The following is a 19,602-nucleotide window of genomic DNA, read 5'->3' as shown; positions in this document are numbered from 1 at the left end:
ACGTCACCGGCCGGCGGCGTACCCCTGCGCGCCGCGGGGGTTCGCCGCCGCGCCGAGCACGCCGGTGGCCGGGTCGCGGGTGACGGCACTGAGCCGCCCGAGCGCCCAGTCCCCGGCGAGGGTGAGCACGTGGCCGCGCTCGGCCAGCCCGGCGAGGACGTCGGCGCCCAGCCGGTCCTCGACGACGGCCCCGCCGGGCGTCCACGTGCGGGGCCAGAACGAACCCGGCGCGGACGTGGTGTGCAGCGCGGGCGCGTCGATCGCCTCCTGCGGCGTGTAGCCACCGACCAGCACGCGCAGCAGGAACGCGAGCTGCCACTGGTCCTGCTGGTCGCCGCCCGGCGACCCGCACGCCAGCACGGGCTCGCCGTCGCGCAGCACGAGCGTCGGGGTGAGCGTGGTGCGCGGGCGCCGGCCCGGCACCAGCGCCGACGGCGACGCCTCGTCCAGCCATGTCATCTGCAGCCGGGTGCCCAGCGCGAACCCGAGCCCGGGCACCGTGGGGGAGGACTGGAGCCACCCGCCCGACGGCGTCGCGCTGATCATGTTCCCCCAGCGGTCCACGACGTCCAGGTGGCACGTGTCCCCCCGGGTCGCGCCCGTCGCGTCGGTCTCCAGGCCGTCGCCGTTCAGGGGCGCTCGGGCCCCGACGACGACGGTCGGCTCGCCGATGCCGGCCGCCGCGCCGCCGGTCGGCGCACCCGGCAGGGCGGCGGCGGGCACGTCCGTGGCGTACGAGGTGCGCAGCGGGGGAGCGGGCGGCGTCGTGCGGCCGGGCACGTCACCGGGGCGCACGTCGTGGGACGCGCGGTCTCCGATCAGCGCGCGGCGGGCGGCCGCATACTCCGCGGAGAGCAGGACGTCGAGGGGCACGGGCTCGCCGCCGTCGCTGGACCCGTCACCGAACCAGGTGTCGCGGTCAGCGAGCGCGAGCTTGAGCGCCTCGAGCACCGTGTGCGCGCCGGCCTCGGTGGAGGGGTCGAGCCGCGCGTCGTCGAACCCGTCGAGGATCCGCAGCGCCTGCAGCAGCGCGGGGCCCTGCCCCCAGGCGCGGGTCTTGGCCACGGTGTGCCCGCGGAAGTCGACCGTCGCGGCGTCCTCGAACGAGGCCTCGAACCCGGCGACGTCCGCCGCCGTGAGGACGCCCGCGTGGTCGCGGCCGTCGGCGTGCCGGTGCGGGGTGCGCACGAACTCCTCGACCGCCTCGCCGACGACGGCACGCCACGCGGTGCGGGCGGCGTCGACGGCGGCAGCCCGGTCGGCGCCTTCCGCAGCGGAGGTGGCCTCCGCGGCCGTCAGCCGCTCGAGCACGCCCGCCAGCTCCGGGTTGGTGACCAGGTCGCCGGGCCGCGGGGTGTGCCCGCCCGGCAGCCACCGCTCCGCCGAGGTGGGCCAGTGCTCCCGGAACAGCTCGCCGACCCCCTCGATCGTGCGGCACACGGCCGCCAGCACGGGGTGGCCGTCGCGGGCGTAGCCGAGCGCCGGGGCGAGGGCGTCCGCGACGGTCCAGGTGCCGTGGTCGCGCAGCAGCAGCAGCCACGCGTCGACGGCGCCGGGCACGGCGGCCGCGAGCGCGCCCGAGCCGGGCACCAGGTCCAGTCCCTCGCCGTCGCGGTAGTGCGCGATCGTGGCCCCCGCCGGGGCAGGCCCCTGCCCCATGAGCACGCGCGGCCGCGTGGGCGCGTCCGCCGTCGCGAGGACCGCCGTCATGTCCCCGCCAGGGCCGTTGAGGTGCGGCTCGACGACGTGCAGCACGAACGCCCCCGCCACGGCGGCGTCGAACGCGTTGCCGCCGCGCTCCAGCACGGACTGGGCGCTCGCGCTCGCCAGCCAGTGCGTGGACGCGACCATCCCGAACGTGCCGCGCAGGTCGGGGCGCGTGGGGTGGGGGCTCGGGGGGACGAACGTCATGCGGCTTCCTCCGTGGTGTGTCCGAGGGCGGCGACGAGGAGCGTGAGCACGGCGCTCACGCCCACGCCCCACGCCAGGTGGGCCTGCAGCAGCAGCGCGCCGGCGGCGGCGCCGGCGCAGATGAGGGCGATCGCGGCGACGCGCCGCCCGGAGTTCGTGCCGTGACCGCCCGCGAGCCGGGAGTCGGCGGCCAGGCCGGTGATGGTCGACGTGACGACGACGGTCGTGACGTCCTTGACCGACAGGTGTCGTGCCGTCGCCGCCTGCGTCCCCATCGCGAGGGCGAGCAGCCCCGTCACCGTGAGCTGGACGGCGTGCGGAAGGGCGTCGGCGGAGACGACGAGCAGCACCGTGATCGCGGCCAGCAGCAGCCCCACGGTCGCGAACAGCCCGGTGGTGCGGGGCGTCCAGCCCACCTGCACCGGGCGCAGCACCACGCCCGCGAGCACCGCCCCGGCCATGAACGTGCCCAGCGCGAGCAGCGGGCCGACGACGGGCAGGTCGTCGGCGCCGGCCAGCGCCATCCCGAGGATCACGACGTTGCCCGTCATGTTGCCGGTGAACACCCGGTCCAGACCGAGGTACCCCACGGCGTCGGCGATGCCCGTGGAGAAGGTCAGCGCGAGCATCAGGACCAGGTGCAGCCGGTCGCGGTCGCGACCGAGCGGGCCGAGGAAGGAGCGGGGCACCAGGTCACCGTACCGACCGGCGCCGAGGTAGTCCGATCCTCGCCGAGGTAGTTCGCACGTCGCCGAGGTAGTTCGCACGTCCTTGCGGATGGACGAGAAGAGCCGAGGTGGGACGTGACCGGAGGGTCACGTCCCACCTCGGCTCGAATCGAACTACCTGGGCAGGACCGTCACTTGCCGGCGGCGGCGCCGCCCGTGACCTGGTCGACGAAGTCCGGGTTGTCCTTCAGCCACGCGTCGACGGCGGCCTCGGGGTCGTCCGCGTACTCCTCGTCGTTGAACATGAGGTTCTCCAGCGAGAACAGCTGCTTGTCGTCGAGGGTGAAGTCCTTTAGCCAGCCGGAGAGCTCCGGGTAGCGGTCCGCGAAGTCGGCGGTGCCGTAGGTGTGGATCTCCTCGGCGTCGCCCATCGTGCCCTCGGGGTCCTCGAGGTCACGGATGGGGAACTCGTCGTAGGCCCAGTGCGGGCGCCACAGCGTGACGGCGATGTTGTTGCCCTTGTCGACGGCGCCCTTGAGCTCGGCGAGCATCGCCGGGGTCGACGAGATCGTGTAGTCGAGGCCCTCCAGACCGTAGGTCGGGATGGCGTTCTCCTTGGTCACCTTGGTGAGCCCGGCGCCCGCCTCGATGCCGACCAGCTTGTTGTCGTAGTCGTCGGCGTAGGTGGCGAGGTCGCCGATCGTCTTGGCGGGCGAGTCCTCGTTCACCGCGATGGTGAGCTTGGCGTCGTCGTACCAGGTGCCGAGGTCGGAGATGTCGTCGCCGAACTTGTCGACGTAGTCGGCGTGCGTGATCGGCAGCCACGTGTCGAACAGCACGTCCATGTCGCCGCCGGCCAGGCCGGTGAAGACCACGCCGATGTCGGCGGTCTTGGTCTCGACCTCGTAGCCCTTCTCCTCGAGCACCTTGGCCCAGAGGTTCGACACGGCGATGCCCTCGTCCCAGCCGGACGGGATGCCGATCGTGATCTCCTTCTCGTCGCCCGAGGCGGTGTCCGACCCGCCGTCGTCGCTCGACGCGCAGGCGGCGAGGGAGAAGGCGAGTGCGAGGGTGCCGCCGGCGGCGGCGACTCGTCGGGTGTGACGCGTGTTCATGCTGTCCTCCTTGGGATCTGGCTGTACCGGTGCGGGCCGTCGTGCGGTCCGCTCCGGACGACTCAGGCGGTTGCGGCGGCCTTGAGGTCGTCGAAGAAGTCGGGGTTCTGCTCGAGCCACGCGTCGACGGCCCCCTCGGGGTCGTCCGTGTGCTCGGGGTCGTTGAACATGAGGTTCTGCAGGCTGAAGAGCTGCTCGTCGTCCATCTCGAACGCCTGGAACCAGGTCGACGCCTGCGGGTAGCGCTCCGAGAAGTCCTTCGTGCCCCAGTTGTGGATCTCCTCCGCGCCGCCGAGCGTGCCCTCGGGGTCCTCGAGGTCACGGACGGGGAACTCGTCGTAGGCCCAGTGCGGGCGCCACAGCGTGACGGCGATGTCGTTGCCCTGGTCGATCGCGCCCTGGAGCTCGGCGAGCATGGCCGGGGTGGAGGAGATCGTGTAGTCCAGGTCGTCCAGGCCGTAGGTCGGCACGACGACGTCCTTGGTGATCTTGGTCTGTCCGGCGCCCGCCTCGATGCCGACCAGCTTGTTGCCGTAGTCGTCGGCATACGTCTTGAGGTCGCCGATGGTCTTCGCCGGCGAGTCCTCGTTCACGGCGATGGTGATCCGGGCCTGGTCGTACCACACGCCCTGGTCGGAGACGTCGTCGCCGTACTGCTCCAGGTATGCGGCATGGGTGTTCGGGAGCCAGGCGGCCACGGTGAGGTCGTAGTCGCCGCCCGCGAGCGCGGTGTAGACGACCCCGATGTCCCCGGACTTCACCGTGACGTCGTAACCCTCGCTCTCGAGGAGGTCCTTCCACAGGTAGGAGACCGCCTCGGCCTCGGCCCAGCCGGAGCCGTAGGCGAGGGTGAGGTCCTTCTGGTCGCCGGCAGGGCCGGGGCCCGCGTCGCCGGAGGCGCTCGAGGCGCACGCGGCGAGGGAGACGGCGAGGGTGAGTGCGCCGCCGGTGGCGGCGAGACGGCGAAGGTTCCGTCCGAAGAGCATGTATTCCTTCCGTTGGCGTCGCGCGGCGGCCGGAGCCCGACCGCCGCGCGACGGGAGTGCAGTCCTCAGCGCGCGGCCTTGAGGGCCTTCGCGACGGGGGAGCGGTCCGCGAGGGCCGACGTGACGCGGTCGAGGTAGATCGCGAGGAACACGACCGCGAGGCCGGCCTCGAACCCGAGCGCGATGTCGACGCTCGACAGCGCGCCCACGACGTCGCCACCGAGGCCGCCGGCGCCGACCATGCCGGAGATGACCACCATCGACAGGGCGAGCATGATCACCTGGTTGACGCCCGCCATGATCGTGGGCATCGCCAGCGGGATCTGGATCTGCCGCAGGATGCGGCGGTCCGTGGAGCCGAAGGCACGTCCCGCCTCGACCACCTCGGAGTCGACCTGGCGGATGCCCAGCTCCGTGAACCGCACGCCGGGGGCGAGCGCGAACACGATGGTCGCGATGATGCCGGGCACGGGGCCGGTGAGGAAGATGACGACCGTCGGGATCAGGTAGACGAAGGCGGGCATCGTCTGCATGAAGTCGAGGATCGGTCGCACGATGCGGGAGACGTGCTCGTTGCGTGCCGACCAGATCCCGAGCGGGATACCGATCAGGAGCGCGACCACGGAGGCCAGCAGCACGAGCGCCAGGGAGTCCATGGCGTTGTCCCACTGGTCCATCGCGGCGATGAGCACGAAGCCGACCAGGGACCCGACGGCGAGCTTCCAGCCCTTGGCCCAGAACGCGATCGCGGCGAGCACGATGGCGACGACGAAGAACGGCGGGGTGCTGAGCACCCAGTCCAGGCTGTCGTAGATGGACTCGAAGAACGTCTTGATCGCGTCGAAGAGCGGGTCGAACGTGTCGGTGACCCAGTCGATCGCGGTCTCGATCCAGTCCCCGACGGGGACGCGGGGGACGAGGGTGTCGGTCGCGGCGGAGATCATGCCGTGGCTCCTTCCGTCGTCCCGGTGGCTTCGTCGTCGGTCGGACGCAGCTGCGCCTCCTGCAGCGTCTTCTCGGGCGTGGAGACGTTGCCGTTCTCGACGGCCTCTCCGGCCATCGCCTCGAGCAGCGTCACGCGCGGCACGACGCCGACCAGACGGCCCTCGTCGTCGACCACCGCGAGCGGCACGGCGGACTCCGCCGCCGGCGCGAACAGCTCGGCGATCGGCGTGTCCTGGTGCACCGAGGTCACGTCGGCGTCGATGAGGCCCTCGAGCTTCTCGACCCCCTCCTTGGTGGCGCGCACGGCGTCGTCGGCGCGGACGAGGCCCTTGAGCACTCGGCGACGGTCGACGGCGAAGGCACCGGACACCTCGGCCTCGCGCATCTCGCGGGCCGCCTGCCGGGGCCCGCCGCCGGCCGGCACCGTGAGGCGCGGGCGCTGCATGACGGACGAGGCGGTGAGCACGCGGGAACGGTCGACGTCGGCCACGAACTTCTCCACGTAGGAGTTGGCCGGGTCGGACAGGATCTGCTCGGCGGTGCCGATCTGCACGATGCGGCCGTCGCGCATGACGGCGATGCGGTCGCCGAGGTGCATGGCCTCGTTGAGGTCGTGGGTGATGAAGATGATCGTCTTGCCGAGCTTCTCCTGGAGCTCCAGGAGCTGCTCCTGCATCTCCGAGCGGATCAGCGGGTCGAGGGCGCTGAACGCCTCGTCCATGAGCAGCACGTCGGTGTCGGCCGCGAGCGCGCGGGCGAGGCCCACACGCTGGCGCATGCCGCCGGAGAGCTGCGACGGCAGGGAGTCCTGCCAGCCGGACAGGCCGACCATGTCGAGCGCCTGCTGCGCCTTCTCCTGGCGCTCGGCCTTGCCGACCCCTTGGATCTCCAGCGGGTACGCGGCGTTGTCGAGCACCGTGCGGTGCGGGAGCAGCGCGAAGTGCTGGAAGACCATGCTGACCCGGCTACGGCGCAGCTCGCGCAGACGCTTGCCGTCCACCGTGGCGAGGTTGGCGTCCCCGAGGAGGACGTCACCCGCGCTCGGGGTCCACAGGCCGTTGAGCATGCGGATGAGGGTCGACTTGCCGGAGCCGGACAGGCCCATGACGACGAAGATCTCGCCGGGGGCCACGTCGAAGGTCGCGTCGATCACTGCGGCGGTCCCGAGGCTCTTCACCTCGTCGCGCGAAGCGCCGGCCTCCAGGCGGCGGACCGCCTCGCCGGGCTTGGGGCCGAAGACCTTGTACACGCCTCTCACCGACACCGCGGGCGTCACCGCGGTCGTCTCGGCGGGCGTTGTGGTGGTACTGCTGTCTCCCGTCATACGGGCAGGCTCGCCACCTTCCATCACGTTCGGATGTACCCACGGATCGCCGGGCGATGCGTCGAGCACCGGTCACGGGTTCACGTGCTTCCGCAGCTTCGGTGGGCACAAGGGCATCAAGCACCCTCCTACGTCGACGGGTGCCGTGGCGAACCGGCACCCCGTGCCGGATCTGCACGTTTATTCCTTGTTGTCCTGGGGCTTTACCGGCTTTCTGCTGGTCAGAAGCGTGAAGTGATCGTTATCCGAATGTGATGTGCGGCGTGGCGCCGCTCACGTTCGCGGCCCGTTCAGTGTGGCCCCGGCCACTCTCGGCCGCCACCCGGGGTCGAGCGTTGATGAAGCCATCGTCAAGGGATCGGCAACCTGGCGGTCTCCCGCCCTCGGTCGGTGCCCCGGGGGAGGCTCGGTCCCGGCGGAGTCCGGAGCGCCCGCGACGGGTGCGACTGCGGGTGAAGTTCGGTCCTGGGCCGGGTGAAATGTGCCCGGCCCCGGCATCCGGGGGGTTCGGGCCGTCACCCGGGCCCGATACTCGGCGCAGCACCGCCCCGATCGCGCCCGCGCGTGTCGCGGCGACCGGCACCGGAGCCGCTGTGGCCGCACGGCCGTGCCCCCATGCCGGCCGGCGTCCCGGTCGGCACGAGTCCCGGAGGATCCGTGGAACCTGTCCTGTCCCGTCGCGAGCGCCGTCGTGCGCGGACGACGGCGCTCGTCGCCGCACTCTCGCTGGTGATGGCGCCACTGCTCGTCGCGCCCGTCGCCACCGCGGCCACCGACCCCGCGCCGCCCCCGGCGTCGTCCGTCGTCGACGCGACCGTCGACCCGGTGTCCGACCCGACCGACCCGACCGAGCCGACCGAGCCGACCGAGCAGACCGAGCCGACCGAGCCGACCGAGCCGACCGAGCCGGTGGTGCCCGTCGACGTGGTCGCGCCCGCGCCGGAGCAGCTGACCTTGACGGGTTCGCCGCGCGTGGGCGAGCTGGTCTCCGTCGACCCGCGGCCCGCGCTGTGGACGCCGGAGGGGCTGACGTTCGGCTACCGCTGGTTCGCCGACGGCGTGGAGCTGCCCGGCGAGACCGCGGCCACGCTGACGCTCGCGCCCGCGACGGTCGGCACGAGGCTCAGCGTCGAGGTGACGGGCACCGCGTCGGAGGGGTCCGTCGACGGCGCCACCTCGGCCGCGGTCGTCGTGACGGCAGGCGGCGTCGTCTCCGCCGGGACGCTCACCGGTAGCGACCCCGTGCTCCCGGGCACGGTCCGCGTGGGCGGCAAGGTGACGCCGGCGCCGGGCGAGTGGCCCGAGGGGACCGCGCTCGCGTTCCGCTGGACCGTGGACGGCGTACCGGTCGGCGAGGCGACCACGTACACGCCGAAGGCGGTGGACAAGGACAAGACCCTGGTCGTCGCCGTGACCGGCACGCGGACCGGGTACGAGACCACGACCCGCACCAGCGCCACCGCGAAGGTCGGGGCCGGGGTGCTCACCGCCCCCACCCCGGCGCTGTCGGGCACCGTGCGCGTCGGGTCGAGGGTCACCGCGAAGCCGGGCACGTGGACGTCCGGCACCACGCTGAGGTACCAGTGGTACGCGTCCGGCCGGGCGATCTCCGGGGCGACGAAGTCCACCTACACGCCGACGTCGTCGGTCCGGGGCGCGACCCTGCGCGTCCGGGTGACCGGGACCAAGACCGGGTACGCCACGGCCGCCCGCACGAGCGCCGCGTCGACGGTCGCGGCGGGCGTCCTGTCGGCGCCGCGACCGAAGATCAGCGGCACCGTGCGCGCGGGCGCCAAGGTCTCGGTCTCGCGGGGCACGTGGACGCCGTCCGCGAGCACCTACCGCTACCAGTGGCGCGTCAACGGCACGGCGGTCCGCGGCGCCACGGCGTCGTCGTACTCGATCCCGGCGAAGCACGCCGGCAAGAAGCTCACCGTCACCGTGACCGGGAGCCGCTCGGGCTACGCCACGAAGTCCGTGACGAGCGCCTCCGCCACGGTGCTGAAGGTCTACTCGCGCACGTCTGCCCCGACGATCTCCGGCACGGTGCGGGTCAGCTCCACCCTCAAGGTGAGCAGTCGCGGCACCTGGACGCCGAAGCCGTCGTCGTGGCGGTACCAGTGGCGCGCGAACGGCACCGCCATCAAGGGGGCGACCCGCTCGTCGTTCACGCTGACGTCCGCCCAGCACGGCAAGCGCATCAGCGTGACCGTGAAGGGCGTGCGGGCGGGGTACTACGCCTCGGCCCGGACGAGCGCGAGGACGGCGACCGTGCGCTGGCCCGTCGGCGTGAGCAAGCCGACGGTGACGAGCCAGCCGAAGGGCCTGTACGTCCGTACCGGGACCGGGGTCCGCTTCTCGGCGTCCGCCACCGGCGGCTGGCTGCACTACCAGTGGCAGAAGCGCACCGCGGAGTCCGGCAAGTGGGAGAACATGTCGGGCCGCACGTCGTCGTCGACCGGATTCACGGCGCGGTCGCAGCACACGCTCATGGATGTCCGGCTGCGCGTGTCGAACGTCGCGGGCACCGCCTACTCCAAGGCCGTGACGCTGTACGTCGACTCGAGCCGTGCCGACCCCTACGCGGCCGGCAAGTGGTACGTCGGCAACTTCTGGCTGCAGACGCTGTGGGACACGGAGGCCTACTCCGACCGCTCCATCGACGCGTGGTTCGTCGGGTGCACCCTCGGCGGGTACGCCACCGACGTCTGGTCCGACATCGACGTCGTCTACGTGGGCTCGGACGGGCGGACCTACCGCGACGTCGCCGCCTCCCCGTACGCCAGCGACGGCGAGGGGTGCGAGCAGATCATCGTCACGGTGAACGGCATCAGCGCGTCCGCCGCGAAGGGCGGCGTCTGGAAGGTCGTCGACCGCTCCGGGGCGTCCGTGTACGGCTCGTCCACCCAGTGGGTGCGCGGTCTGCGGTAGCCCGGTGCCGGCCGTCGTGGTCCGTCGTCCTCCCGACCGGGGACGGCGACGGACCGCGGCGCGCGGCGGCCGACGTCACAGTTTCACCCGGGTGAGGAACCGGTCAGACGGGGCAGGTCGAACGGTTGCCCCGCACATACTGGGAGGGACGCCGGCGCGCGGCCCCGCGAGGGGCGCGTCCGCAGGAGGTCATGCGGACGCCGGCCTCGGGGATCGAGGCCGCCCTACCCCCGGAGAAACCGTGACGTTCAGCCTGCCCCGACGCCCCGGCCGCCCCGGCCGCCTCGTCGCCCTCGTCACCGCCGTGACGCTCCTGGCGGCGCCGCTCGCCGTCGTCCCCGCGACCTTGGCCGCGCCGCCGGCGTCGGCCGCGACAGCGACGTCGGTGACGATCAAGAAGATCGGCACGAAGACCGCGCCCTACACGAAGAAGGCGACGGTCAAGCCGAGCGTCACCGCCAAGGGCAAGGTCTCCGTGAAGTCCAAGACGCTCACGGTCGCCCAGCGCGGCAAGCACCTCGCGAAGAACAAGACGTCCGTCGCGCTCAAGGCCGGCACGTACACGGTGACCACGAAGGTCACCTACAAGACGTACAAGCTGACGTCGGCCAAGAAGAAGGTCTGGTCGAGCACGAAGACGAAGAAGCTCACCCAGAAGCTCGTCGTCAAGCAGGGCAAGAAGCCCTCGCGCACGACGCCGGTCAGCAAGGACGACTGCCCCAGCTGGGCCCCGGTCAAGGGCAACCAGTCCGGGATCTACCACGTGCCGGGTGGGCGGTACTACGAGGTGACCACCCCGGAGGAGTGCTTCACCACGGCCGCCGCCGCGCGCAACGCGGGCTACCGCGCGTCGAAGAACGGCTGACGCCAGCCCGGAGCACGACGAGACGAGGCCGGCACCCCCATGGTGCCGGCCTCGCTGCGTCCCGGGTGCGCCGCGGTCTACCCTGGGTGCTGGCCCACGCCGACGACGGCGGGCCGCGCGCAGACGGGAGCCCCCAGCGCACACGGCTCATCCCGCAGACCCCAGGAGGGCGACCATGTCCACGACCGCTGAGGCACCCGGTACGACAGGCTTCGACGAGGCTCCCGGCCGCTACAAGGTGCGCTCGCTCGCGCTGGCGGAGGCCGGGCGGCACCAGATCCGCCTCGCCGAGCACGAGATGCCCGGCCTCATGGCGCTGCGTGCCGAGTACGGCCAGGCGCAGCCGCTGGCGGGAGCCCGCATCGCCGGATCCCTGCACATGACGGTGCAGACCGCCGTCCTCATCGAGACGCTCGTCGCGCTCGGCGCCGAGGTGCGCTGGGCGAGCTGCAACATCTTCAGCACGCAGGACGAGGCGGCGGCGGCGATCGTCGTCGGCCCGCACGGCACCCCCGAGGACCCGCAGGGCGTGCCCGTCTTCGCGTGGAAGGGCGAGAGCCTCGAGGAGTACTGGGACTGCACCGAGCGGATCCTCGTGTGGCCGGGCGCGGAGAACGGCCAGGGCGGGCCGAACCTCATCCTCGACGACGGCGGCGACGCCACGATGCTCGTGCACCTCGGCCTGCAGTACGAGCGCGCCGGCGTGGTGCCGCCCGACACGCTGCCGGGCGAGCCGGACCACACGCACGAGATGAACGTGGTGCGCGGCGTGCTGCGCCGGGCGCTGGACTCCGACCCGCTGCGCTGGACGACGGTCGCGCAGAGCATCGGCGGCGTCACCGAGGAGACGACCACGGGCGTGCACCGGCTCTACCACCTCGCCGAGGCGGGGGAGCTGATCTTCCCGGCGATCAACGTCAACGACTCGGTGACGAAGTCGAAGTTCGACAACAAGTACGGCATCCGCCACTCGCTGCCGGACGGCATCAACCGTGCCACGGACGTCCTCATCGGCGGCAAGGTCGCGTTCGTGTGCGGGTACGGCGACGTCGGCAAGGGCGCCGCCGAGGCGTTCCGCGGCCAGGGCGCCCGCGTCATCGTGTCCGAGGTGGACCCGATCTGCGCGCTGCAGGCGGCGATGGACGGCTTCCAGGTGGCGCGCCTCGACGACGTCATCGGCGAGGCGGACTTCGTCATCACCACCACGGGCAACAAGGACGTCGTGCGGGTCGAGCACATGCTCGCGCTCAAGGACAAGGCCGTCGTCGGCAACATCGGGCACTTCGACAACGAGATCGACATGGCCGGGCTGGCCGCCGTCCCGGGCGTCGTGAGGACCGAGATCAAGCCGCAGGTCCACGAGTGGACCCTGCCGGCCGCCGACGGCCGTGCCGAGCGGTCGATCATCGTGCTGTCCGAGGGTCGCCTGCTCAACCTCGGCAACGCGACCGGCCACCCGTCGTTCGTCATGTCCAACTCGTTCGCCAACCAGGTGATCGGGCAGATGGAGCTGTTCGCCGACATGGCCCGCCCCGCCGAGGAGCGCCAGTACGAGCGCCAGGTGTACCGCCTGCCCAAGGTGCTCGACGAGAAGGTCGCGCGCCTGCACCTCGACGCCCTCGGCGTGCGGCTCACCGAGCTGAGCAAGGACCAGGCCGAGTACCTCGGCGTGCCGGTCGAGGGCCCGTACAAGGCGGAGCACTACCGCTACTGATACTGACGCCACCACCGCTGGTCGAGCTTGTCCAGACCCTGCCCGTCGGTCGAGCGTGTCGAGACCACGTCACCGGGTTTCGACAGGCTCGACCAGCGGTGGGGTTTCGCCACGCTCGACCGGCGACGAGACGGGGGACAGCCCCCGTGCGCGGGGTGGCCCGCCGGATGTCGGCCCGGCGCCGCGGGCGGCAGCCTGGAAGCATGTCCAGCATGACGTCCACCGACGGCTCCGTCCCGTCGTCCGCACCCTCGCCGTCGTCCGCACAGGCGACCCCGCAGACGGCGGCGCGTCCGGCCGCGTCCCCCCGCGCGGCTCACGACGGGGCGCCGCCGTTCCTGCTCGCTCCGTTCGACCGCCGCACCTGGCGGGCGTACGGCTTCCTGTGGCTCGCGCTCCTGCTGGCGCCGTTCGCTCTTGCCTACTCGCTGATCACGGTGTCCTTCATGGCGGGTGTCGCGGTGACGGTGGTGGGCCTGTTCGTCGCCGGCGGCGTGCTGCTCGGGGCGCGCGGCTGGGGCTCGATGTACCGGCGGATGGCGGTGCGGTACCTGGGCGTGGAGATCGCCGAGCCCGCCCCGCGCACGCCCCGCAAGGGCTTCTGGCGCCGCCTCGGCGGGATGCTCGGCGACGCGACGGCGTGGCGGGCGCTGCTGTACATGTTCGTCACGTTCCCGCTGGCCATCGCGGGGTTCGTCGTGAGCACGGTGTTCCTGGCAGTGGCCCTCGGCGGGATGACGCACTGGTTCTGGTCGGGCTGGCTGCCGCTGCAGCAGGCGCACGACGGCACGTGGCACCGGGGGGCGTCGTTCGGCACGGACTGGTTCGTCGACACCCCGGCCCGACAGCTCCTGCTCGTGGCGGCCGGCGTGATCCTCTTCTACCTGTGGCCGCAGTTCCAGGCGCTGTTCGTCGGGCTCTTCCGCCTGCTGGCCGTGGGGCTGCTCAGCCCCACACGGGCCAGCCTGCGTGTCGCGTACGCCGAGCGGGCCCGGGCGGTGACGGTGGAGGATGCCGACGAGCGCCTGCGGCGCATCGAGCGCGACCTGCACGACGGCACCCAGGCGCACCTCGTGGCCGTGGCCATGCAGATCGGCGAGGCGCGCGAGCTGCTCCGTGACGGCGCCGGCGGCGCCGGCGCCGGCGTGGACACGGCCGAGCTCGCGGCCGTCCTGGAGACGGCCCACTCCAGCACCAAGGACACGTTGGCGGAGCTGCGCGAGCTCGCCCGCGGCATCCGCCCGCCCGCGCTGGACGCGGGCCTCGCCGTCGCCCTCGAGACGCTGGCCGCCCGCGCCGCGCTGCCGGTGCGGGTGCACGCCGTCGGGCTCGAGGGTGCCGACCTGCCGCCCAGCGTCACCGCGATCTCCTACTTCGCCGTCGCGGAGCTCGTCGCCAACGCGACCAAGCACGCCCGCGCGAGCGGCGTGGACGTCGTCGCGGGCGTCGAGCCCGTCGCCGACGCGGCCACCGGCGCGGCGGTGCGCGCCCTGGTGCTGCGCGTGCACGACGACGGCGTGGGCGGCGCGGCGGTGCGCGCCCCGGACCCGTCGGGCCGGGGGAGCGGGCTGGCCGGGCTCACGGACCGCCTGTCGGGCGTCGACGGCACGCTCGGAGTGGTCAGCCCGGTGGGAGGGCCTACGGTGATCACCGTGACCATCCCGCTGCCGGCCCCTGCCGCCCGCCGATGACGACCGACACCCCGACTCCTGCGCCCGCGCACGGCTTGCGCGTCGTCGTCGCCGAAGACTCCGCCATCCTGCGCGACGGCCTGGTCGCACTCCTGTCCCGACGGGGGTACGACGTCGTCGCGGCGGTGCCCGACGGCGACGCCCTCGTCCGCGAGGTCACGACCCTCGCCGCCGCGGACGCCCTGCCCGACGTGCTCGTCGCCGACATCCGCATGCCCCCGTCGCACACCGACGAAGGGCTGCGCGCGGCCGAGGCCCTGCGTGCCGCGCACCCCGGGCTGCCCGTGCTGGTGTTCTCGCAGTGGGTCGAGACGCGGTACGCGTCCCGCCTGCTCGAGGGCGACCCGCGCGGCGTCGGCTACCTGCTCAAGGACCGGGTGGCCGACGTCGGAGACTTCGTCGCCGCGCTGGGCCGCGTGGCCGCGGGGGAGACCGTCCTCGACCCGGAGGTGGTGCGCCAGCTCATGGGTGCGCACCGCTCGCAGGAGGACGGCGTGGCCAGCCTGACGCCGCGGGAGAGCGAGGTGCTCGAGCTCATGGCCCAGGGGCGGTCCAACGGCGCCATCGCCGAGCAGCTCTACCTGTCGTACGGGGCGGTGGAGAAGAACGTGGCGTCCATCTTCACCAAGCTCGACCTGCCGCAGGACTCCGCCGACCACCGGCGCGTGCTCGCCGTCCTGCGGTACCTCGGCGTCGACGCCTGACCTGACCGGCCGGGTGCGGGGGAGATCCCCCGCACCGACCCGGGGGGCGGGCCGGCGGCCGCGGGGGCCAGGCCCATGTCGGACGACGTCGCAGGTCACGAGGCTGGAAGCGTCCTCGTCGCCCAGCCTCAGGAGCCATCGTGGCCGTCCTCGACGCCCCCGCCCCGCCAGTCCCGTCCGCGTCACCGGGAGTCCGGCGGCGCCCCGCCGCCCCGTCCGCGCGGCCGTCCGCGGCACCCGTCGACCGGCCCCGCCGGGCGCGCGACCCGTTCGTCGACGTCGTGCGGGCGCTCGGCACGCTCGGGGTGGTGCTGCTGCACTGGTCGATGGCGGAGGCCACATGGGACGGGAGCACCCTGCTGGTGGGCAACGCCCTCGGGCACGGTGCCGGCTGGCTGGCGACCTGGCTGCAGCCGCTGGCCCTGCTCTTCTTCGCCGCGGGCGCCTCGGCCGGCTACCAGCACGACGCCAGGGCCGCGGGCGGCCGCGGCTGGGGCGGCACGATCGTCGCGCGGTTGCGGGCCACGGCGCGGCCCGTCGGGGCGTTCGCCGGGGCCTGGGCGCTCGCGGTCGGGGCGCTCCTCGCCCTCGGGGCGCCCGACGACGCCGTGTGGCGCACGGCGCGGATGGCGCCGCAGCTGCTGTGGTTCCTCGCGGTGTGGGTGGTGCTCATGGCGCTGACCCCGCTGCTCCGCGCGGCCTGGCGACGCTGGCGGTGGGGCGCCCTCGCCGTCGCCGTCGCCCTGCCCCTGGCCCTCGACGCGCTGCGGTTCGGGCTCCCCGGCGAGCTCACGGGCACGCTGGCCTGGGCCAACGTGCTCCTGGCGTGGGCCGCGCCGTTCCTCGCCGGGATCGCCTACGCGGCCGAGCGGGGCGCCCCGCGGCGGCCGGCCCTCGCCCGGTCCGCAGACCCGTCCGCCGGCCCGCTGGCCGGCCGTGGCGCCCGGCTGCTGCTCGCCGCGGGGGCCGTGACGGCCGTCGCCACGACGGTCGTGCTGGTCGCGGCCGGCCCCTACCCGCTCAGCCTCATCGGGATGCCGGGCGACGAGATCTCGAACCTCGGCCCGCCGACGGCCCCCGTCGTCGCGCACGCCGTCGCGCAGGTCTGCCTGGTCCTGCTGTTCCGTGCCGCCCTGGTGCGCCGCGCCGCGACCGGCGTCGGGCGGCAGGCGGTCGGGGCCCTGGCCCGCCGGTCGATGACGGTCTACCTGTGGCACCTCACCGCGATGTTCGCCGTCGTCGGCGTCGCCCTGCTCGGTCTCGGGCAGCAGCTGCCCGCCGCGTGGGGCGCGGACTGGTGGGCGTCGCGACCGATCTGGTTCGCGGCCTTCCTGCTGGTGCTGCTCGGCCTGGTGCGCGTCTTCGGCCGCTTCGAGGACCGCCGCCGACCCTGACGTGGTGCTGTGAGCGGGGCGAGGTCAGCGGGGTGGGTCGGGGATGGAGTACGGCAGGCGGTGCAGGGTGTCCGCGCGGGCTTCGGCCCGCTCCTGCTCGACCCGACCGCGCTCCAGCTCGCGGTCGCGGCGCGCGTGCAGGACGGCGTGCAGGAAGGCCTCGGGCGGGGTGCCCGGTGGTGGCCCGGGGGCGACGAACGGCTCGACGCGGCCGGCGAGCTCGTCGGCCAGACCGGACCGCGACACCGGCGCGAGGCGCGACGCACGGCCGAGGAACTGGCGGGCGGCGAGCGCCAGCCCGTCGGGCAGGCGCCGGATGTCGGCCGTGCGCGCCCACGCGGCGAGCTCCGGCGGCATCCCCAGCGGCGCCGTCTGCGCGCGGCCGCCCCGCACGCGGATGACGTAGGTACCGGCCAGCAGGTCGCCCAGCCGTTTGCCGCGGGAGTTGGACAACGAGGCGACGAGCGCGACGCTGCCGAACGTCAGCCACAGCTCGCCCACCCCCACCAGCGCGCGGACGAGCGAGTGCCGGAAGCGCACCGGGCCGCCGTCGTCCCGCACGACGCGTGTGCCGACCGCGAGCTTCCCCAGCGACCGCCCGCGCGACAGCGTCTCGACCGTCACCGGCAGCACGACCATCACCACCACGGCCACGACGACGGACAGCACGGCCGCCCACTGCTCGTCGATCGACACGTTCTGCACCGCGACCACGATGAGCAGCGCGATCCCGACGAACGCGAGCGCCCCGAGGTCGAGCAGCGCCGCGAGCGTGCGGCTGACGAACGACGCCGGGCGCGCGTCGAGCACCACGCCCTCGCCGATGACGATCCCGTCCTGCATGTGCATCTCCCGCTCGTGCGACGTCTCCCGTGTGGAAGGGTATCGACCGTGGACCTCGACGCCTTCACCGCCGTGCACAGCCCGCAGTGGGAGCGGCTGCGGCAGCTCACCCGGAAGCGCAGGCTGGACGGCGCCGAGGCCGACGAGCTGGTGCGCCTGTACCAGGCGGTCGCCACGCACCTGTCGACGGTACGGTCCGCCGCCCCCGACCCGGTGCTCGTCACGCGGTTGTCGGACCTGTTGAGCCGTGCCCGCGTGCGCGTGGCGGGGACGCACGAGCCGGCGTGGGCCGACGTCGTGCGGTTCGTCGTGGTGACCGTGCCGGCCGCCCTGTATCGGGTGCGGTGGTGGACGCTCGGGGTGGTCGTGGTGTGTCTCGCCCTCGCGGTGGTCGCCGGGTACCGCGTCGCCACCGAACCCGACGTCCTCGCGCAGATGGGCACGCCCGCCGAGCGCGAGGCGTACGTCAACGAGGCGTTCGCGTCGTACTACGACCCGGGCGCGTCGTTCGCGGCCATGGTCTGGACGAACAACGCGTGGATCGCGGCGCAGTGCGTCGGCCTCGGCATCACCGGCGTCTGGCCGGCGTTCGTGCTGATCCAGAACGCGGTGGGCGTGGGCGCCACCGGCGGCATGATGGCCGCCTACGGCGAGCTGGACCTGTTCCTGCAGCTCATCGCGCCGCACGGTCTGCTCGAGCTCACGGCCGTGTTCGTGGCCGGCGCGGCCGGGCTGAAGCTGTTCTGGACGGCGGTGTCGCCCGGCCCGCGGCCGCGCTCCGTCGCGCTGGCGCAGGAGGGCCGGGCGCTGGTGACCGTCGCGATCGGGCTCGCGGGGGCGCTCGCGGTATCCGGGCTGGTCGAGGGCTATGTGACCGGCTCGGCGCTGCCGTGGTGGCTCAAGATCGTCATCGGCGCGATCGCGCTCGCCGGCTTCTGGGTCTACGTCGTGGTGCTGGGCCGCCGCGCCACGCAGGCGGGGCTCTCCGGCGACCTCGACGCCGACCGCGCCGGCGAGGTCGTGCCGACCGTCGGCTGAGTCCCCCCTCGCGGGAGGATCAGAGGCGGCCGGCGGCCTTGAGCGCGAGATAGGTGTCCGCGAGCCGCGGCGCGAGGTCGTCGGGCAGCGCCTCGACCACCTCGGCGCCGTGCTGGCGCAGCACGGTCGAGACGGCGGCACGTTCCAGGTCGGCGCGGGCGGCCGCGGCGGCGTCGTAGACGGCGGCCGCCGACGAGCGGTCGGCGCGCAGCCGCGCGGCGTCCGCGTCGGCGACGGCCGCCACCACCACCTGGTGGGTGCCCGAGATCCGGTCGATCACCGGCAGCAGACCGGTCTCGACGGCCGCCGGGTCGAGGGACGTCAGCAGCACCACGAGCGAGCGCTGCGACACGCGCTGGCGCACCTGCCCGACCAGGCCCGGCCAGTCCGTCTCAAGCAGCGCGGGCTCGACGTTCGCCAGCGACTCGGCCAGCGCGGGCAGCAGCCGCGGCCCGGACGCCCCCGCGACCCGGGCTCGGAGCACGCGGTCGTACGCCAGCACCTGGACGCGGTCGCCCGCCCGGTCCGCGAGCGCCCCGAGGAGCAGTGCCGCCTCGATGCTCGCCTCCAGCCGGGTGCCGCCCAGCGCCCTCGGCGCGTCGGCGTCGACCTGGTCGCCCTCCGCACCCTGGGCGTCGGCCACAGCGGTGGTGCCGATCCGCGCTGCCGACGTGCGGCCGGTGTCGAGCACGACCACGACGCGCCGGTCGCGCTCGGGCCGCCACGTGCGCACGACGACGTCGCCCCGCCGCGCGGTGGCGCGCCAGTCGATCGAGCGCACGTCGTCACCCACCACGTACTCGCGCAGCGAGTCGAACTCGGTGCCCTCGCCGCGCACCTGCACCGCGGCACGACCGTCCATCTCCCGCAGGCGCGCGAGCCGGGACGGCAGGTGCCGGCGGCTCGCGAACTCGGGCAGCACGCGCAGGCGGGCCGGGACCGGGATCGACGCCTGGCGGGCCGCGACCCGCAGCGGCCCGAACGAGCGGACCGTCACCGGGCCCGCGGTACGGTCCCCGCGCCGGGTCGGCTGCAGCGGCGTGCGCACGCGGGCGGACTCGCCGGGCGGCAGGTCGACGTCGTGCCGGGCCGAGCGCGCCACCAGCGGCTCGCCCGCCGCCGCGCCGTCGGTGCGCACGGTCGCGTCGGGCACGAGCGACGGCGGCCACGCGTCGCGCACCACGGCCCGCAAGCGGCGTCGCGCCGTGTTGGTGACCACCAGCTCCGAACGAGCGGTCACGCCGAGGCGCACCGAGCGCGGCGTCCGGCGCTGCAGCGCGACGGCGCGCGGGGACGCGGCGAGGGCGACGTCGACGGCGCACACCGCCGCGACGACCAGCGCCCACACCACGACCGTCCCGGGCACGGGGAACAGCGCCACCGGGACCACCCCGAGCGCCGCCAGCACGACGGCGCGCCACGTCAGCGCCATCTCGCCACCACGTCGTCGACGGGGGCCGCCGCACGTGCCGC

At 73.8% G+C, this 19,602-nt stretch carries 15 protein-coding genes; 7 read left to right on the top strand and 8 right to left on the bottom strand.

Features of this window, described 5'->3' with window-relative positions; translation table 11 throughout:
- Positions 1-3: 3 nt before the first annotated feature.
- The 6 genes from B5Y66_RS01005 to B5Y66_RS00980 form a co-directional block, all read right to left on the bottom strand.
- Positions 4-1,911, bottom strand: a complete 1,908-nt coding sequence (locus B5Y66_RS01005; RefSeq protein ID WP_079569810.1) for a gamma-glutamyltransferase family protein — start codon at positions 1,909-1,911, stop codon at positions 4-6.
- Positions 1,908-2,600 carry a YoaK family protein gene (locus B5Y66_RS01000; protein ID WP_322788683.1) on the bottom strand — a complete coding sequence of 231 codons (693 nt, stop codon included), beginning with the start codon at positions 2,598-2,600 and terminating at the stop codon, positions 1,908-1,910. The genes B5Y66_RS01005 and B5Y66_RS01000 overlap by 4 nt, the downstream gene beginning before the upstream one ends.
- A gap of 170 nt (positions 2,601-2,770) precedes the next feature.
- On the bottom strand, positions 2,771-3,694 hold the full coding sequence (locus B5Y66_RS00995; protein WP_079569807.1) for a glycine betaine ABC transporter substrate-binding protein: 924 nt from the start codon (positions 3,692-3,694) through the stop codon (positions 2,771-2,773).
- A 62-nt stretch (positions 3,695-3,756) separates the two neighbouring features.
- Positions 3,757-4,680 (bottom strand): glycine betaine ABC transporter substrate-binding protein, encoded by a 924-nt coding sequence (locus B5Y66_RS00990; protein WP_079569804.1) that lies wholly within the window; start codon positions 4,678-4,680, stop codon positions 3,757-3,759.
- Positions 4,681-4,745: 65 nt separating this feature from the next.
- Positions 4,746-5,624, bottom strand: a complete 879-nt coding sequence (locus tag B5Y66_RS00985; RefSeq protein ID WP_079569801.1) for an ABC transporter permease — start codon at positions 5,622-5,624, stop codon at positions 4,746-4,748.
- Complete coding sequence (locus B5Y66_RS00980) at positions 5,621-6,949, bottom strand: quaternary amine ABC transporter ATP-binding protein (protein ID WP_079569798.1); 1,329 nt, start codon at positions 6,947-6,949, stop codon at positions 5,621-5,623. Before B5Y66_RS00980 ends, B5Y66_RS00985 begins: the two co-directional genes overlap by 4 nt.
- A 657-nt stretch (positions 6,950-7,606) precedes the next feature.
- On the opposite strand from B5Y66_RS00980, the gene B5Y66_RS22410 reads away from it, so the two are divergent.
- The 6 genes from B5Y66_RS22410 (at position 7,607) to B5Y66_RS00950 (ending at position 16,248) form a co-directional block, all read left to right on the top strand.
- Positions 7,607-9,880 carry a hypothetical protein gene (locus B5Y66_RS22410; RefSeq protein WP_079569795.1) on the top strand — a complete coding sequence of 758 codons (2,274 nt, stop codon included), beginning with the start codon at positions 7,607-7,609 and terminating at the stop codon, positions 9,878-9,880.
- Between the two features lie 241 nt (positions 9,881-10,121).
- On the top strand, positions 10,122-10,745 hold the full coding sequence (locus B5Y66_RS00970; RefSeq protein ID WP_079569792.1) for a sunset domain-containing protein: 624 nt from the start codon (positions 10,122-10,124) through the stop codon (positions 10,743-10,745).
- 175 nt (positions 10,746-10,920) lie between these two features.
- Entirely contained in the window at positions 10,921-12,459 is a 1,539-nt protein-coding gene (gene ahcY, locus B5Y66_RS00965; protein WP_079569789.1) for an adenosylhomocysteinase, read from the top strand.
- Between the two features lie 203 nt (positions 12,460-12,662).
- The gene (locus tag B5Y66_RS00960) at positions 12,663-14,150 is read left to right on the top strand and encodes a sensor histidine kinase (protein WP_245806842.1); all 1,488 of its coding nucleotides are present in this window, start codon (positions 12,663-12,665) and stop codon (positions 14,148-14,150) included.
- A complete protein-coding gene (locus B5Y66_RS00955; protein ID WP_079569785.1) occupies positions 14,147-14,854 on the top strand; it encodes a response regulator transcription factor in 708 nt (235 codons plus the stop codon). The genes B5Y66_RS00960 and B5Y66_RS00955 overlap by 4 nt, the downstream gene beginning before the upstream one ends.
- Positions 14,855-14,994: 140 nt before the next feature.
- Positions 14,995-16,248 carry an acyltransferase family protein gene (locus B5Y66_RS00950; protein WP_245806841.1) on the top strand — a complete coding sequence of 418 codons (1,254 nt, stop codon included), beginning with the start codon at positions 14,995-14,997 and terminating at the stop codon, positions 16,246-16,248.
- Between the two features lie 24 nt (positions 16,249-16,272).
- Here the strand turns inward: B5Y66_RS00950 and B5Y66_RS00945 are convergent, their stop codons facing one another.
- The gene (locus B5Y66_RS00945; RefSeq protein WP_322788682.1) at positions 16,273-17,097 is read right to left on the bottom strand and encodes an RDD family protein; all 825 of its coding nucleotides are present in this window, start codon (positions 17,095-17,097) and stop codon (positions 16,273-16,275) included.
- Positions 17,098-17,139: 42 nt separating this feature from the next.
- Between B5Y66_RS00945 and B5Y66_RS00940 the strand changes: the two genes are divergently transcribed.
- Positions 17,140-18,129, top strand: a complete 990-nt coding sequence (locus B5Y66_RS00940) for a stage II sporulation protein M (RefSeq protein ID WP_079569780.1) — start codon at positions 17,140-17,142, stop codon at positions 18,127-18,129.
- A gap of 19 nt (positions 18,130-18,148) precedes the next feature.
- On the opposite strand, the gene B5Y66_RS00935 is transcribed toward B5Y66_RS00940, so the two are convergent.
- Positions 18,149-19,561, bottom strand: a complete 1,413-nt coding sequence (locus B5Y66_RS00935; RefSeq protein ID WP_079569777.1) for a DUF58 domain-containing protein — start codon at positions 19,559-19,561, stop codon at positions 18,149-18,151.
- Positions 19,562-19,602 lie beyond the last annotated feature (41 nt).

Source organism: Krasilnikoviella flava (genome assembly GCF_900167525.1).
Taxonomy (GTDB): Bacteria; Actinomycetota; Actinomycetes; order Actinomycetales; family Cellulomonadaceae; genus Isoptericola; species Isoptericola flavus.
The sequence above is the reverse complement of the archived record's forward strand: the minus strand, read 5'-3'. Positions and strand labels throughout refer to the sequence as shown.